The 15838-nt window shown below is 48.8% G+C and carries 17 protein-coding genes; 4 read left to right on the forward strand and 13 right to left on the reverse strand.

The window, feature by feature from the left end:
* Nucleotides 1–39 precede the first annotated feature (39 nt).
* A complete protein-coding gene (locus M3P05_RS11720) occupies nt 40–2523 on the forward strand; it encodes a penicillin-binding protein 1A (protein ID WP_249699839.1) in 2484 nt (827 codons plus the stop codon).
* A 90-nt stretch (nt 2524–2613) separates the two neighbouring features.
* Here M3P05_RS11720 and M3P05_RS11725 read toward each other — a convergent pair whose 3' ends face one another.
* On the reverse strand, nt 2614–3882 hold the full coding sequence (locus tag M3P05_RS11725) for a malic enzyme-like NAD(P)-binding protein (RefSeq protein ID WP_249699840.1): 1269 nt from the start codon (nt 3880–3882) through the stop codon (nt 2614–2616).
* Nucleotides 3883–4078: 196 nt separating this feature from the next.
* Nucleotides 4079–4294 carry a 50S ribosomal protein L31 gene (rpmE, locus tag M3P05_RS11730; RefSeq protein ID WP_249699841.1) on the reverse strand — a complete coding sequence of 72 codons (216 nt, stop codon included), beginning with the start codon at nt 4292–4294 and terminating at the stop codon, nt 4079–4081.
* A gap of 448 nt (nt 4295–4742) precedes the next feature.
* Between rpmE and M3P05_RS11735 the strand changes: the two genes are divergently transcribed.
* Both M3P05_RS11735 and M3P05_RS11740 read left to right on the forward strand, forming a co-directional pair.
* Entirely contained in the window at nt 4743–5027 is a 285-nt protein-coding gene (locus M3P05_RS11735) for a hypothetical protein (RefSeq protein WP_249699842.1), read from the forward strand.
* A 375-nt stretch (nt 5028–5402) separates the two neighbouring features.
* Entirely contained in the window at nt 5403–6521 is a 1119-nt protein-coding gene (locus tag M3P05_RS11740; protein ID WP_249699843.1) for a protein kinase domain-containing protein, read from the forward strand.
* Here the strand turns inward: M3P05_RS11740 and M3P05_RS11745 are convergent.
* Complete coding sequence (locus tag M3P05_RS11745; RefSeq protein WP_249699844.1) at nt 6518–6838, reverse strand: hypothetical protein; 321 nt, start codon at nt 6836–6838, stop codon at nt 6518–6520. The genes M3P05_RS11740 and M3P05_RS11745 overlap by 4 nt on opposite strands.
* 156 nt (nt 6839–6994) lie before the next feature.
* Here M3P05_RS11745 and M3P05_RS11750 point away from each other — a divergent pair, with 156 nt between their 5' ends.
* Nucleotides 6995–9247: a primosomal protein N' gene (locus M3P05_RS11750; protein ID WP_249699845.1), complete on the forward strand. Its 2253-nt coding sequence runs from the start codon at nt 6995–6997 to the stop codon at nt 9245–9247.
* Between the two features lie 9 nt (nt 9248–9256).
* Here M3P05_RS11750 and M3P05_RS11755 read toward each other — a convergent pair whose 3' ends face one another.
* From M3P05_RS11755 to ubiE, 10 genes are all read right to left on the reverse strand, one after another.
* Nucleotides 9257–9967 (reverse strand): 16S rRNA (uracil(1498)-N(3))-methyltransferase, encoded by a 711-nt coding sequence (locus tag M3P05_RS11755; RefSeq protein ID WP_249699846.1) that lies wholly within the window; start codon nt 9965–9967, stop codon nt 9257–9259.
* Nucleotides 9968–10065: 98 nt separating this feature from the next.
* Nucleotides 10066–10839: a twin-arginine translocase subunit TatC gene (tatC, locus tag M3P05_RS11760; RefSeq protein WP_249699847.1), complete on the reverse strand. Its 774-nt coding sequence runs from the start codon at nt 10837–10839 to the stop codon at nt 10066–10068.
* Nucleotides 10840–10889: 50 nt separating this feature from the next.
* Nucleotides 10890–11237 (reverse strand): Sec-independent protein translocase protein TatB, encoded by a 348-nt coding sequence (gene tatB / locus M3P05_RS11765; protein WP_249699849.1) that lies wholly within the window; start codon nt 11235–11237, stop codon nt 10890–10892.
* Between the two features lie 17 nt (nt 11238–11254).
* The gene (tatA, locus tag M3P05_RS11770) at nt 11255–11500 is read right to left on the reverse strand and encodes a twin-arginine translocase TatA/TatE family subunit (RefSeq protein ID WP_249699850.1); all 246 of its coding nucleotides are present in this window, start codon (nt 11498–11500) and stop codon (nt 11255–11257) included.
* A 111-nt stretch (nt 11501–11611) separates the two neighbouring features.
* Entirely contained in the window at nt 11612–11947 is a 336-nt protein-coding gene (locus M3P05_RS11775; protein WP_249699851.1) for a histidine triad nucleotide-binding protein, read from the reverse strand.
* A gap of 24 nt (nt 11948–11971) precedes the next feature.
* On the reverse strand, nt 11972–12325 hold the full coding sequence (locus M3P05_RS11780; RefSeq protein ID WP_249699852.1) for a phosphoribosyl-ATP diphosphatase: 354 nt from the start codon (nt 12323–12325) through the stop codon (nt 11972–11974).
* A 9-nt stretch (nt 12326–12334) separates the two neighbouring features.
* Nucleotides 12335–12730, reverse strand: a complete 396-nt coding sequence (hisI, locus tag M3P05_RS11785) for a phosphoribosyl-AMP cyclohydrolase (RefSeq protein ID WP_249699853.1) — start codon at nt 12728–12730, stop codon at nt 12335–12337.
* A gap of 22 nt (nt 12731–12752) precedes the next feature.
* Complete coding sequence (gene ubiB, locus M3P05_RS11790) at nt 12753–14363, reverse strand: ubiquinone biosynthesis regulatory protein kinase UbiB (protein ID WP_249699854.1); 1611 nt, start codon at nt 14361–14363, stop codon at nt 12753–12755.
* 3 nt (nt 14364–14366) lie between these two features.
* Nucleotides 14367–15014: a ubiquinone biosynthesis accessory factor UbiJ gene (locus M3P05_RS11795; RefSeq protein WP_249699855.1), complete on the reverse strand. Its 648-nt coding sequence runs from the start codon at nt 15012–15014 to the stop codon at nt 14367–14369.
* On the reverse strand, nt 15011–15769 hold the full coding sequence (gene ubiE / locus M3P05_RS11800) for a bifunctional demethylmenaquinone methyltransferase/2-methoxy-6-polyprenyl-1,4-benzoquinol methylase UbiE (RefSeq protein ID WP_249699856.1): 759 nt from the start codon (nt 15767–15769) through the stop codon (nt 15011–15013). The genes M3P05_RS11795 and ubiE overlap by 4 nt, the downstream gene beginning before the upstream one ends.
* Nucleotides 15770–15838: the final 69 nt, after the last annotated feature.

The following is a 15838-nucleotide window of genomic DNA, read 5'->3' on the forward strand; positions in this document are numbered from 1 at the left end:
TAAAGTCACCCAAAACAGGTTTATTTATTAATAATTCTTATGAGTAAAGCGGTCAGAGTAGCCCGATTCGGGTTATGGTGTGGTGTTGCAGTACTATGTGGGGCCTTGCTCATTGGTAGCAGCGCATTCCTGTATCTGAGTCCGAGTCTTCCATCAGTTGAATCACTGCGGGATGTCCGGCTTCAGACCCCTTTAAGAATTTATGCCGAAGATGGCAGCCTTATCGCTGAATTTGGTGAAAAGAGGCGCTCCCCGGTCAATATTGAAGAAGTGCCGGATACGCTGATAAAGGCTTTCCTTGCTGCGGAAGATGATCGGTTCTTCTCCCACAATGGTGTTGATATCAACGGTCTTCTCCGGGCAACTGTACAGCTGGTATCTACCGGACGTATCCAGTCCGGCGGCAGTACCATCACCATGCAGGTGGCAAAGAACTTCTTCCTGTCCCGGGAACGGGTCTTTTCCCGGAAGTTCAATGAAATCCTTCTGGCAATGGAGATTGAGCGTAAGCTGAGCAAACCGGAGATTATCGAGCTCTACCTGAACAAGATCTACCTCGGCAACCGTGCCTATGGCATCGAAGCCGCTGCCCAAGTTTATTACGGAAAGTCTGTTGATGAACTGAGCCTGGCTCAGATGGCCATGATTGCCGGCCTGCCCAAGGCTCCATCCAAATATAACCCACTGGCCAATGCACCACGCTCCCTGCTACGCCGAAATTGGATTCTGGAACGCATGAGGGATCTTGGTTACATCACCGAGGCTGAGTTTACCGAAGCTGTCGACAGGCCAGTAACGGCCCGCTACCACAGCCTGCCAATTGATCTGGAAGCACCCTACGTTGCTGAGGCGGTCCGGATGGAAGTTGCTCAACTGTACGGAGCCAATACCTACACCGATGGTTACGAAGTCTACACCTCTATCAATTCAGAACAGCAGCGTGCTGCAAACACTGCCATTGATAAAGGCCTGCAGGCATATGACGAACGGCACGGTTACCGTGGCCCAGAACAGGAATTAAGCACCAACCCTGCAGAGTGGCAGCAGACACTGAATACCACATCCAAAATTGGGCAGCTTCAAGCGGCTGTTGTCACCGATGTCAGCGAACAGGGCGCCAGCATTCTATTCCGAGATGGCAGCAATGCAGTACTGGATTGGGAAGGAATGAAATGGGCAAAACCTTATATAGATGTAAACAGACAGGGGAAAAGCCCGAAGATTCCTGAAGATGTATTGAAACCCGGTTATCTGATTCGCGTCAGAGCAAGCGATGAAGGATGGCGCTTAAGCCAGATTCCGGAAGCGCAGTCAGCCATGATTGCGATTAAACCGGAAGACGGCGCTATAACGGCCATGGTTGGCGGGTTTAACTTCTACGACAGCAAGTACAACCGTGTTACCCAGGCCAATCGTCAGGTTGGTTCAGCATTCAAGCCCTTTGTTTACAGCGCAGCTATTCAAAAAGGTGCCAACCCAGCCACCATGATTAATGATGCGCCGGTTGTATTTAATGATGACAAGCTGGAGAGTCACTGGCGCCCACAAAATGACAACCAGAAGTTCTACGGCCCAACACGCATTCGTGAAGGACTGTATCGCTCCCGCAACCTGGTCTCAATCCGCCTGCTTCAGCGCACCGGGGTCAACTACACCCTCGACTATATGGAACAGCTGGGTCTGCCAAGGGATAAACTGCCTGAAAACCTGTCCCTTTCACTCGGCAGCGCCGGCTTAACACCACTGGAACTGGCGACCGGCTATACCGTTATTGCCAATGGCGGTTTCAAAGTTGAACCGTACATGATCAGGCGCATCGACCGTTTGGACACCACAGTTCTGGAGTATGAGCCCACTGTCGCTTGCAGAGAGTGCACGGAAGAAGATTTTCAAAAACAGGAAGAACTGGCTCAGGAGCAGGTTCAACCCGTTGTTGAACTGGATGCAACAGACATTGATACAACAGATCAGTTGAAACTGCTGGCAGATATTGCTCAGCCTGAAATCCCTGTAGTCCGTAAGCTCGCACCAAGAGTGATGGATAAACGCACCAACTACATCATGTACGACATGATGCAGGATGTTATCCAAAGGGGAACAGGGCGTCGCGCCAAGGCACTTAACCGCAGCGATCTTGCAGGTAAGACAGGTACGACTAACGACCAGCGTGATGTCTGGTTCTCAGGTTTCAATCCCAGCCTGCAGGCAACAGTATGGCTTGGGTTTGACCAGCCAAGCACCCTGGGTCGCTGGGAGTATGGAGCGAATGCTGCCCTGCCAATCTGGATTGACTTTATAAAGGTTGCCCTGAGAAACCAGCCGGATATCACAGTTCCCCAGCCGGAAGGTTTGGTCACCCTGAAAATTGATCCGAAAACCGGCCAGCCTGCGGCTCCTGGAGATCCGGATGCAATCTTTGAAATTTTCCGAGCAGAAGATGCACCCAAAATCAGCCCAATAGATAACCCGGGAAGTTCGAACGAAACCGAGGAAGAAACATTTAATCCCGGCGATATCTTCTAGCTGCTTTTAGCCTTTCCCATAAAAAAACCCTGTCAAACGACAGGGTTTTTCTTTTCTGGTTTCAACCAAAAACTAACCAAAGAACATCGATTAGTACACAATATCTTTTGCAGATTTGAGAGGATAATGCACCGGATATTCAACACGTGCTACACCGGTATCAACTGCAGCCCTGGCAACAGCCGCAGATACCACACTCAGCAAGCGGGGGTCAGTCGGTTTGGGAATAATGTAGTCTGGACCAAACTCCATTGAATCCACGCCATAAGCTTTCAGCACATCAGCATGCACAGGCTCCTTGGCCAGATCCTTGATAGCATTGGCCGCAGCCACCTTCATCTCCTCATTGATCGCACTTGCTCTCACATCAAGCGCACCACGGAAAATAAAGGGGAAGCCCAGCACATTGTTTACCTGATTGGGGTAATCCGAGCGACCTGTCGCCATTATCACGTCAGGACGTGCCTCAATCGCCTTCTCCGGGCTGATTTCAGGATCAGGGTTAGAGCAGGCAAACACGACTGGCTTGTCGGCCATGCGGGTCAACTGTTCTGGAGACAGCAAATTAGGGCCTGACAGCCCGAGGAAAACGTCTGCTCCCTCAATCGCATCATCCAATGTACGACACTCAGTCTCTACAGCAAAAGCTGCCTTGTACTGGTTCAGGTCATCACGCCCGGTGTGAATAACACCCTTGCGGTCAAGCATCAGAATATTCTGTGGGCTCATACCGCAGCTGATCAGCAGTTTGCAGCATGCATTGGCAGCAGCACCGGCACCCAGACAAACCATTCTGGCTTTATCGATGGTTTTGCCAGCCAGTTCTAAAGCATTCAGCATACCTGCCACAGTAACAATCGCTGTACCGTGTTGATCATCATGGAAAATTGGAATATTGCACTCTTCAATCAAAGTGCGCTCAATCTCGAAACACTCAGGTGCTTTAATATCTTCAAGGTTGATACCGCCAAATGTATTGGCAATACGTTTCACAGTATCGATAAATGCCTGCGGGCTTTCTGATTCAACTTCAATATCAATGGAATCAACACCAGCAAAACGTTTAAACAGAAGCGCTTTACCTTCCATTACCGGCTTACTGGCCAGTGGCCCAAGGTCTCCAAGACCAAGAATTGCGGAACCGTTACTGATAACAGCAACAAGGTTGCCTTTTGCCGTATATTTGTAGGCGAGCTCTGGGTCTTTAGCGATTTCGCGAACTGGCTCAGCCACTCCAGGACTATATGCCAGTGAAAGATCACGGGAAGTCTCAGCGGGCTTGGTCAATTCAACACTGATTTTTCCGGGTCTGGGATTCGCGTGATAATCAAGAGCAGCTTGTTTCATATCCTCAGCCATTATAATTGCTTCCGGTTTTTTATTATTGCCTGCTGGGAGGGATGAGAATATCGGAAAGGAATAATCCACTCAACAGCTCGATGAAAAACTGCAAACAATATAAAGAAGAAAAACGGGAAATCTATCTGACGAGCGTCAGATTCATGAATTTAAACGATGAAAAAAGGCACCGGGTGGTGCCTTTTTTCCAGGGTTCTCAGCGCTTGGTGCTGAGTGCGCCGAAACGCTTGTTGAAGCGTTCGATACGACCGCCGGTATCCATAACCTTCTGAGTACCGGTGTAGAACGGATGGCACTTGGCACATACGTCCAGGTGGATATCCTTGCACAGAGTGGATTTAACCTTGATTACGTTACCGCAGGAACAGGTAGCAGTAATCTCTTCGTACTTAGGATGGATATCATCTTTCATCGAATCAGCCTCTAGCATATATGTATGCCGCCACCAGTTCCCGCAGACATTCACCCGCGCAACAAGCACCGCATACCAATCAACCCAGGAAAATCCCGGACATAAAGAGCGCGAATATTAGCAGAGTGGAACCGCCCGGAAAAGACAGAAATTATCCCGACTTATCTGCCATTATTATCAGACCTGCAAAACCATCAACTTGCTCATCAAAGCAGGTCCTTTTCAGACAGATCCCGTAATCCCACGCACCATACCCGTGATTGTCATTATTGATCAGACACCGGTCTGGCCATGTAATATGAGTCTCGCCAAAAAAACCTTAAAAATCAGACAGTTTATAAATGCAACTGGACTCAGAAACACCAGCTGAAGATCGAATATCAAACTTCTTGAGCCACTCCTCCTGCTGGCAGGATTAGGGCTGTCCTTTGGATATATTGGCTCCACAATGAGTGTAACCAATATGTTCAACACCCTTTTTGCCACGGCCCATGACAGTCGTTTCAGTAAAGGTTTCAAAACCACAGAGCTGATATCGCTGACTAATTTTGGAACAGCCTTTGGAATGGGCATGATCGTCATTATCTGTTCAATTTGCTTATATGCTGGACGAAAGGCGCTCGCATTTCCCTACCCAAAAATGGCAAAAACCGAGGCAGGGGTTGGGGTTGGGGTTGGGGTTGGGATTCTGAATGAGATTGCGACTGCGGAAAGGCTGAATGGTTTTCGCTGAGAATTCTCATGGGCCTCCGTATTGATAATCTCAGGACTATTGGGAAAAACAACCCAGGAAATGCCGCAAGCTGCCTTCAAGGGGTGTTTGTGGAGTGGCTGAACTGGGCAGGCAGCTCATTCATTGATGCTGGGCCTCCCACACTGGCTCTTTTGGTTAAGTTTATCCATTTGACAGGCGATCTGGCTGTAGCTGAAAGGGAGCAAACTTACTTTCAAAACCATTCAGAAAAATAGTGAACCACACCAAAACCCGGATAATCCGGATTGATACCTATCTTGTCAGCAAAGCTATCAATGCTAACTGTTTTTTGTCAACGCAAGCTCATTTGTCTTGTCTAAGCCTTATCAATATGCCCAACCTACAGGAGACATAATGTTAGTAGCAGCTTCAGAAAAGATAAACGCAATCATACAGGGTGAGGGACCACAGAAAGACGCATTGCCTGCCAGTCTCGATCATTGGAGGTTTTGTAAAAAGATGGGATCAGGGGCCTTTGGTTCTGTCTATAAATACACTAGGCACGAGAATACAAGTCAGGACAGGAACAAAGGGAATAGAAGGATAGAAAGAACCAGCAACGGACGCGTATGCAAAGTTTACCATAAAAACGTCCCAGCAACAGTTTACCGCAATGAACTTGATATGGCACAGCGCATCAAGCATCTGCAAAATGAAAATCTTGTCACGGTTGTTGAAGTACAGCGCCAGGTTCCCGGGAAGCAAGACTGTATTGTGATGGAGTGTGTGGATTCCAATCTCCAGCGTTTAATCAACCCACATTTACCTTTAGAAAAAGGCCTACTGGCCAAAATGGTCTGGGGCACCAAGCAACTTATCCAGCAAACCTGGAACTATTGCCAAGGTGTTGAGCTTGATCAGAGACTGGTGCCTGATTATTCACGCCAAATTCTTAACGGGCTTACCTACTTACACAGACAACGCATAATACATAGTGATCTCAAGCCGGAGAATATTCTGGTAAACACCGCTACCAATCAACTCAAAATTACAGACTATGGCAGCTCCCAGAAATTTTGGCCCCTGCAGCAATCTGCGTCCCCGCATTCTTTCACACTGCTATTCGCCCCACCAGAACTATTTGAACCCGAAAACCAGCTCTCTTCTTTCTGGGTCTGGGGGCTAAGCACTCTAACGGGCGTTTCTGGAGGAATGGCCAGTTACAAAGCCGATATTTTTGCAGCCGGTTGTATTTTCTTTATGATGAGAACTAAAAAATATGTTGAGATTCTGGGTCTTAATCATTCTAAAGAGCCCGTCATATTGCACGAGGTTAAACAAAAACCTGATGGGCTCAGAAAAAAAATCACCACTGAGCTGGCGGCACATGGAATTCAGCAAAATCCTAACCCCGCTCTAGACGAGGTTATACTCATCTCTCTTAGTTATAAGCCTGAACACAGGCCTTCTGCGGAAGCTTTGTCAAAACAACTAGAGCAGGAGCTCTTTCAGGGAGATTCCCAACGACATTAAGGCAACAGAGCAAGCTCTGGCAGTCCCCTTAATAATCCAACCTGGGGCAACTGAACCACAACCTCCCTGCCATAGAAACCTGAACAGTTGGCTGCATTTATCTGGAATTCATCCAAACTGAATAAAAAAGTGGGCTTACCGTTTTGTCCACTCTCAGTATTGGTAATGGCGTGAACAGCTTCGCTGCAGCCATGATCGGGCTTGTTGGTGCTCTTGTCGGAGCTATTGCCTCCATCCACCTTATGCAGATGATGATCCACCCGGTGATATGCAAAAGAACACTTGAAGTTAACGAAGATCTCGCAAGTCAGAAGCATAAACTTATTTCTGGCTTTGCCCTGTAGATTTCTACACTCACTATGACTCCATACTGACCAGCCCATCAGAATGAGGGCGACTCACTTTATTTTCGCAGACGATACCAACGCCTTCTGGTAATCTACCTTTTCATTTTCCTTGATATTTATTCTTCCATGTCTGAACACTCTGCCGGTATTCTACGGATAGCCCTGCCAGTCAGTCTTCGACGTCTGTTTGACTATCTGCCACCAAAAAGTATACCCGCAGTTAAACTGACTCCCGGCCTTCGCGTTCGCGTCCCTTTTCGAAACAGGGAAATTGTTGGTGTTTTAATCAGCCTTGAGATTGAGTCAGAAGTTCCTGCAGACAAACTGCGCCCTGCCAGTGAGATATTAGACAGTACCCCTGTATTATCTGAGCAGCTGATGAAACTGGCTCTCTGGACGGCTGATTATTATCACCACCCGGCTGGTGATACCTTGATCCAGGCGTTGCCAGCATTACTGAGGCAAGGCTATGACCTTGGCAAAGAAGTACATAACTTCTGGCAACCTGCTTCCAACCTGGACAACCAGGCAGAAATAGCGCTGGCCAAAGCCAGGGCTCCAAAACAGCAGGAAGCCTGGGAACTGATTCGACAACACCCAGACGGTATCAGCACAGAAGCTTTGCGCAGTTTTGGATTTGAAAAACCTCTTTTAAGAAATCTGGAAAAGAGAGGTTTGGTTGAAAGCCTGACAAAAGCTCCGCAGTACCAGATGTTTTACGACCATCATCCTTTATTGAAATCTTCACCTCTGGTTCTGAATAGCGAACAGGAAAGAGCTCTGGAAGCTGTTATCTGTGAAGACCAAAGCTTCAGCGCAACACTACTTCACGGCGTAACTGGAAGTGGCAAAACCGAAGTCTACCTGCAGGCTATCGCCCATGTTCTTTCACAACAAAAGCAAGCCTTGCTTCTGGTTCCTGAAATCGGACTGACCCCACAAACACTGGCACGTTTCAGGGAGCGGTTTAACGTACCTGTCTGTGTACTCCACTCCGGGCTGACAGATCGCGAGCGATTAAATGGCTGGCTGGCCGCCCAGCGCGGTGAAGCTGGTATTGTTATCTCTACCCGTTCAGGCATCTTCACTCCGCTTTACAGTCCTGGAATCATTATTGTTGATGAAGAGCATGACCTGTCTTACAAACAGCAGGACAGTGTCCGCTACTCCTCGCGGGACTTAGCGCTGTATAGAGGGCGACTGGAAAATATTCCGGTCATACTGGGAAGTGCCACCCCCAGCCTGGAAACCTTAAACAACAGCATATCCCACAGGTTTCGCTATCTGAAGCTCTCTCAAAGAGCCGGAGTGGCCACTCCTCCTCAACTTGAGCTGATTGATACAAGAGGACAGGAGCTTCAGGGAGGCATTGCACCGGAAAGCCTTCATGCCATTAAAGACACCCTGCAGCAGGGACATCAGGCACTGGTTTTCCTGAACCGCCGAGGATACGCGCCCACTCTGACCTGTGATCATTGTGGCTGGCTGGTTGACTGTCCTAACTGTGACGCCCACCTGACTCTGCACCGCTCACCACCACACCTTCACTGCCATCACTGCGACTACCGACAGGGTATTCCCAATTGCTGTCCGAACTGCAGCAGCATTGAACTAAGTCCTGTTGGGCAAGGAACAGAAAGGACAGAAGAAATTCTGGCCCAGTTATTCCCTAAAACTCAGGTGCTGCGAATAGACAGAGACAGTATGCGGAAAAAGCATGCTTTCCAGGAAACCATCGATAAGATTCATAAAGGCGACCCTGCCATCCTGGTAGGTACCCAGATGCTGGCCAAAGGTCACCATTTCCCAGCAGTCACTCTTGTAGTAATCGTGAATGCGGACGCTGGTTTTTTCAGTGCAGATTTTCGCGGTTCCGAAAAAACCGGGCAGTTGATCCTGCAGGTTGCAGGCCGGGCCGGACGCGCTGACAGGCCGGGTCGAGTCTTTATTCAAACTGGTACTCCAGACAACGAGCAGCTCCAGACCCTGATTCACAAGGGATATGATGATCTGTCAAAAGAGTTACTGGATCAGCGACGTTCAGTTGGTTTGCCACCATTCAGCTATATGGCGCTGATTTCAGCTGAGGCAACCTTTTCCCAGCCTGCAGAAGAGTTTTTAGTCAATACTGCCAACCTGGCAAAGCAGATAATTGAAGTTGATAATCTCGGTGGGCCGGAAGGAGTTTTAGTCCTCGGACCGATGCCAGCCCCTATGGAAAAGCGGCAAGGAAGAATGCGTTATCACCTTCATTTACAGGCGAAGACACGCAAACCCCTGCACAATATGCTTTACAGGCTGCTGCCTCTACTGGAGCAGGATCCACTGGCACGCAAGATTCGCTGGTCCGTGGATATTGATCCTCAGGATATGAGCTAAGCGGTGGTTTTAGTGAAATAACCGGCTGAGCAAAACCGGCACAGCCGTTTCTACCCGCAGAATTCGCGGCCCCAGATGTACACACTCGAATCCATATTCAACCAGACGTTCAACCTCATAGGGGATAAAACCGCCCTCAGGCCCGATTGCCAAAACGGTGGGAACATTTATGTCACTTGGGCAGAGTTCATCAGTCTTTGGATGCGCAACAAGTTTACGCATTCCCTGAGACATTTCCGGCAGACGATCTTCAACGAATGGTTTGAAACGCTTTTCCAGAATGACTTCCGGCAAAACCGTATCCCGCGCCTGTTCCAGGCCCAGTATCAGTTGTTCCCGAACCGCTTCTGGTTTTAGCCAAGGCGATTGCCAGAAGCTCTTTTCAACCCTGTAAGTGTTCATAAGAACAATCTTCTTCACACCCATGGCAGCCAACGTCTGAAGCGTGCGTTTCAGCATTTTCGGGCGCGGCAGTGCAAGCAACACCGTAACAGGCAAAGAAGACGGAGGCTCTGTATCAAGGGTAAAATCTAGCTCCAAAACATCCTTTTGAAGGCGAGTAATTATTGCCTCACCCATCAGGCCATTCAGCTCACCAACACGTAAGGTATGGCCGATCTCTGCCTTGTGTACATCCTGTACATGGGTCAGACGACGCCCTTTTACAATGGCCCGACCAGGAGCAACAATATCTTCCGGCTCAAGTAATAGAAGATTCATACCGTTAATCAATACGGGAAGTGTACCTTCCCTGTTAAAAGAAAAATAAAAAGCCGCCCTGAACAATCAGCAGCGGCTTCGATTATGAGTTGTATCAGTTATTCGCCCTGGCCAGCTTCCTTACGCTCTTTGGCAGACTTCTCGACCATATGTGAGAAGATGATGCCAAACTCAAACAGGAGCCACATAGGCAGTGCTAACAGGGACTGGGAGATAACATCCGGTGGCGTTAACAGCATGCCAACCACAAAACATCCAACCACGACATAAGGGCGCTTTGCTTTCAACTCTGCAACTGTTGTCACACCAGAAGCGACCAGCAGCACTGTTGCCACAGGTATCTCAAATGCAATGCCAAAGGCAAAAAACATCTTCAAGACAAAATCCAGGTAGCGATTAATATCGGTCATCATCGCTACCCCTTCTGGCCCTACGCTGGTAAAGAAACCAAACACCAGCGGAAACACTACGTAATAGGCAAAGGCAACACCTGAGTAAAACAGCAGCACACTGGATACCAGCAGCGGAACGGCCAGTCTTTTCTCATGGCGATACAGCCCGGGGGAAATAAAGGCCCATGCCTGATGCAGTAGAAACGGCACACTCAGGAAGATCGCAACCACCAGAGTCAATTTGAAAGGTGTCAAAAATGGCGATGCCACCTCGGTGGCTATCATGGTTGCCCCTTCCGGAAGGTATGCTCTCAGGGGCTGGGATACGAAAGCATAGATATCATTAGCGAAGTAAAACAACGCCAGGAAAATGACAACCACGAAGGTAACCGCTTTGAGAAGGCGAGTACGCAGCTCCAGTAGATGCTGGATCAGCGGTTGTTCTGTTTCAGTCTCTTCGCTCTTGGGATTGTTACTCATCAGATATTCTGTCAGGGAGAGCTATGAATCAAATCAATTCGAGCAGCCTTTCAGCCTTTGTCATTGGGATTATCAGCTGACTGGACATTCCGTTTATCAGCAGCATTGATATCATCAGTGGCGGACTGCAGGTCACTGCGGACACTGCCAACTTCACGCTCCAGATCTTCCCGTGCTTTTTTCAGTTCATCCATCACGGCTGCATTATGAACATCCCGACGAATCTCATCGGCATTCAACTCTCGTTCAATTTCACTGCGAACATTCTGGAAACTGCGCTTAATCCGCCCGACCCAGATAGCAGTCACTTTGATTGCTGTGGGCAGACGCTCTGGTCCGAGAACAATCAGGGCAATTAACGCAACGATCAGAAGTTCCAGAAAGCCAATATCAAACACAAATACGTTCCATCAAATCAGTGTTTGTTTTTATCAGATTCAGAACGTTCTTCAGCCTGAAACTGGGCATCCTGGTTTTCAATTTTCCCTGGTTCTTTTGTCTCTTCCTTGGCTGAGTCTTTTTCCTCTTCAGTGCTCATGGCCTTACGGAAACCCTTAACGGCACCTCCCAGGTCACCACCAATATTGCGCAAACGCTTGGTGCCAAAGATCAGAATCAGAATAGCCAGAATAATCAATAACTGCGGAATGCTGATACCCATAACACAACCCTTTTATAAATCTCTCAAGAAGTACCTTATTTAACAGGCTCACGATAAAAAGGCGACAAGTATTTCTACCTGTCGCACTCATTAAGGCTCAATTAACTTCCTCTACATAGGGTGAAGTTCACCACCACCCAGAATATGAAAGTGCAGATGGAATACTTCCTGTCCACCACCCTTTCCTGTGTTGGCAATTGTCCGATAGCCTTCTACCAGCCCCTGCTGTTTGGCTATACGGGGAATCGTCAACATCATATGGCTGATCAACTCCTTATCTTCCGCACCAAGTCCATCAAGGCTCTCAATATGCTTCCTGGGAATAACCAGCAGGTGAACAGGAGCCTTGGGGTTGATATCCCGAAACGCCAGACAGTGTCCATCTTCATAGACGATGTCTGCCGGAATACCACCATCCAGAATTTTGCAGAAAATACAATCGGTCATCATCTCTGTCCTTCAGCTCTAACCTCAAGAACTGCTTTTGGTACCGTTACTACGTGCTGCTTTCTCATCCAGACCAGACAGCCCGAATCGACGAGCCAACTCATTCAGGACTGCATCAGGCCCGGTTCCCAGGTGAGAAAGCATAATCAGGGAGTGAAACCAGAGATCCGCTGTTTCATACACCAGATCATCATTATTACCGCTCTGCTCAGCATCTTTGGCTGCCAGAAGAGTTTCGGTGACTTCTTCACCGACCTTTTCCAGAATCTTGTTCAGACCCTTCTGGTGCAGACCCGCCACATATGAGCTGTCTGGATCACCCTGCTTGCGCTGTTCGAGAACCTGCGCCAGTTCATGGAGTATATGTGTATCTGTCATGATGCTCCATCAGTGATATATGTCATCGGGTGACTTCTTAACAGGTTCAACAGACTGCCAGCGGCTCACATCTCCAGCTTGTAACTGTTTATAAAAACAATGCTCTCGCCCTGTATGGCAGGCAATGCCGCCATGCTGGCGAACTTTCAACAACAGGGTATCACCATCACAGTCCAGCCGAAGGTCAACCAGTTCCTGAGTATGCCCGGATGACTCTCCTTTACGCCATAAACGTTCCCGGGATCGAGACCAGTAAATAGCGTGACCTTCTCGAACTGTGGCTTCGAGAGACTCACGGTTCATCCAGGCCATCATCAACACCTTACCGGTCTCTGCATCCTGAGCAATGGCGGGAATTAACCCGTTGGCATCCCAGGATATTTCGTTTAGCCAGCTCTCAGACATACCTCCCCCCACTCTAATTTTCTCAGGCTCCAGATTTGGAGAAAGACTGACTCAGAAGATAACCGCCAGTCATTCCCAGCAGTACCGGTGCCCAACCTGAAATATTTATCCCCAAAACCGGATAGACCATAGCGACAGCCCCTAACAGTGCAAAAGCACCAAGAAAGCGACCAGCCCAGTGGTTTGATTTATTCCGATCTTCTGAAACCTGCACCTGTCTCTGTTTTATGCTCTGAAGCTCTTCCAATACCTGATGTGCCAGAAAAGGAGCCTGTTCAATCAACTCTGGCATATTGTGGTGCAGCCTTTTCAGCACACCAGTAGGAGCCACCCGCTCTTTCATCCACTTTTCTAAAAATGGCTGAGCTGTCTGCCAGAGATCGAGCTGAGGATAAAGCTGCCGTCCCAGCCCTTCAATATTCAGCAGAGTCTTCTGCAGCAGAACCAGCTGAGGCTGGACTTCCATATTAAACCTGCGTGCCACCTGGAACAGATTCAGCAAGACCATTCCAAAAGAAATTTCAGCCAGAGGCTTCTCAAAGATCGGTTCACAGACAGTTCGGATAGCACCTTCCAGCTCATTAACACGGGTATCTGGTGGCACCCAGCCGGAGTCGATATGAAGCTTGGCAACCAGACGATAATCTCTACGGAAAAATGCCAGCAGGTTTCGGGCCAAATAACTTTGGTCTTCTGGTGTGAGTGACCCAACAATCCCGCAGTCTATACCAATATACTTGGGGTCGTCCGGGTTGTCGAAAGAGACAAAAATATTGCCCGGGTGCATATCCGCATGAAAGAAACTATCCCGAAACACCTGGGTAAAAAATGTTTCCACTCCCCGCTCTGCGAGAAGTTTCATATTGGTCCCCTGCTTTCTCAATCCTTCCATATCAGTCACAGGAACACCATAGATGCGCTCCATAACCAGTACGTTGGTATGAGTGTACTCCCAATACACGCGCGGAACATAAAGCAGGGGAGAATCGAGGAAGTTTCGGCGAAGCTGTGAACCGTTAGCCGCTTCCCGCTGCAGGTTCAGCTCATCAAAAATGGTGCTTTCATAATCGGCAACCACCTCAGCCGGGCGAAGGCGCCTTCCGTCAGATGTCAGTCGAATCAGGCGTGCCAGCAAATAAAGTAAGGCAATATCCTTACGGATAATCTTCTCAATACCAGGACGAATAACCTTTACAACAACGGTATCACCATTATGAAGGGTCGCTCCATGAACCTGTGCCACAGAGGCGGAAGCCATCGGCTCGCGTTCAAAGCCCTTGAAAAGCTGATCAACCGGCTGCCCAAGACTTTTCTCAATAATCGCAACGGCCTGCTCACTGGAAAAAGGCGGAACCTGATCCTGTAATAGCGCAAGCTCATTGCCAACATCATCAGGAAGCAGATCACGGCGGGTCGAGAGAATCTGTCCAAATTTGACAAAGATTGGCCCAAGATCGGTAAAAGCCATACGCAGTCTGGCACCACGGGGATCAGGGTGTTTATGCCAACGCCAGGGAAGAAGTTTGAAGAAAAGACGACCATACCAAGGTAAATGGTCAGTATTAATCAGGTTATCAAGACGATACCGGGCAATAACACCCGCAATTGTAAATATGCGCAGAAACTGGTGCACGCGTTACTGTCCCCCAGTCTTCACAACGGTTTTATTAGTTAAACGCTGAATTCTGGCTTCAACTCTGTCCACAGCCAACCGCATATCATCCAGATCTTCCTGAAAAGCCTCAACTTCTCCCGTTGCCGGAAGCAGGCGCAACTCCTCCTGAAGATACTCGGGAAGGTTGGCAAGTATGGCATCAGTGAGATGGCGTGTTGTTTCCGCCCCTGCCCTTGCCACCGAACCAATGGCATGAGCAATCACACCACCAGTATGACGAGCAATCAGAGCCTCCCAGTCAAAATCTGATTCCCGAAGAATCCCTGCCAACATCAATAGAAGATCAGAACTGCCTGACAGTTCAATATCGCCCTTCTGCAGCTGAGCCATGGGGTCATCAGCCAGAGTCAGACCTAACAGCTCCAGGGCAGAGCCTTTCAGACTTGCCGTCACAGACTCTTCACAAACAGCCAGCAGATCGAGCACACTCTCCCGGAAACGGATATAAAAGGTCAGTTCAGGAAGAGTGCAGCAAACCTGAAGCACCTGCCCATCCAGCTCTCCCAGCCGTCTGGCAGTCACAACATCCAGTTCAATAACTTTTGCGACTGCTTTCTCTAAAGCAGTTCGCACAGCAACTCCGGGCATAGACTCCAGCCAGGAAGTCATGGCTTGATGCCCTTATGGAGAGCTACAATGCCACTGGTCATATTGTGATAACTGGTATTCACAAAGCCCGCTTCATTCATCATACCCTTCAGGGTTTCCTGATCCGGGTGCATCCGGATGGACTCTGCAAGGTAGCGGTAGCTTTCCGAATCATTGGTTACCAGCTTGCCCATAACAGGAAGGGCAGTGAAGGAATAAGCATCATAAGCTTTGCTGAGCAGCGAGCTACGTGGTTTGGAAAATTCCAGAATAAGAAGGCGACCACCGGGCTTCAAAACCCTCAGCATGGAACGAATGGCTGCATCCTTGTCTGTTACATTACGAAGACCAAAGGCAATCGTCACCAGATCAAAGGTGTTTTCAGCAAAAGGCAGACACTCAGCGTTAGCCTGAACATAGCGGGTATTTCCAGCAACACCATGATCCGTCAGCTTATCCCTGCCCACTTTGAGCATGGAATCATTAATATCCGCCAGCACCACCTGACCGGCAGGGCCGACCATCTCAGAAAACTTCATCGCCAGATCACCGGTCCCACCAGCAATATCCAGCACTGACTGACCTGTGCGCACAGCACTCATTTCAATAGTAAAGCGCTTCCATAACCTGTGAACGCCCATCGACATAAGGTCATTCATCAGGTCATAACGACCGGCGACTGAATGGAATACACTCGCGACAAGTTTTTCCTTGTCTTCACGATCGACGGTACGGTATCCGAAATGGGTGTTATCCCCGGTATGTTTCTCGCTCATGACTACAACCTGACTGCAGGAACAACCATTCTATCTCTGGAACGGGAGAACTACTAGGATCGTTAACAG

This window comes from Parendozoicomonas callyspongiae (assembly GCF_023502345.1).
In the GTDB taxonomy this organism is placed as follows: Bacteria; Pseudomonadota; Gammaproteobacteria; order Pseudomonadales; family Endozoicomonadaceae; genus Sansalvadorimonas; species Sansalvadorimonas callyspongiae.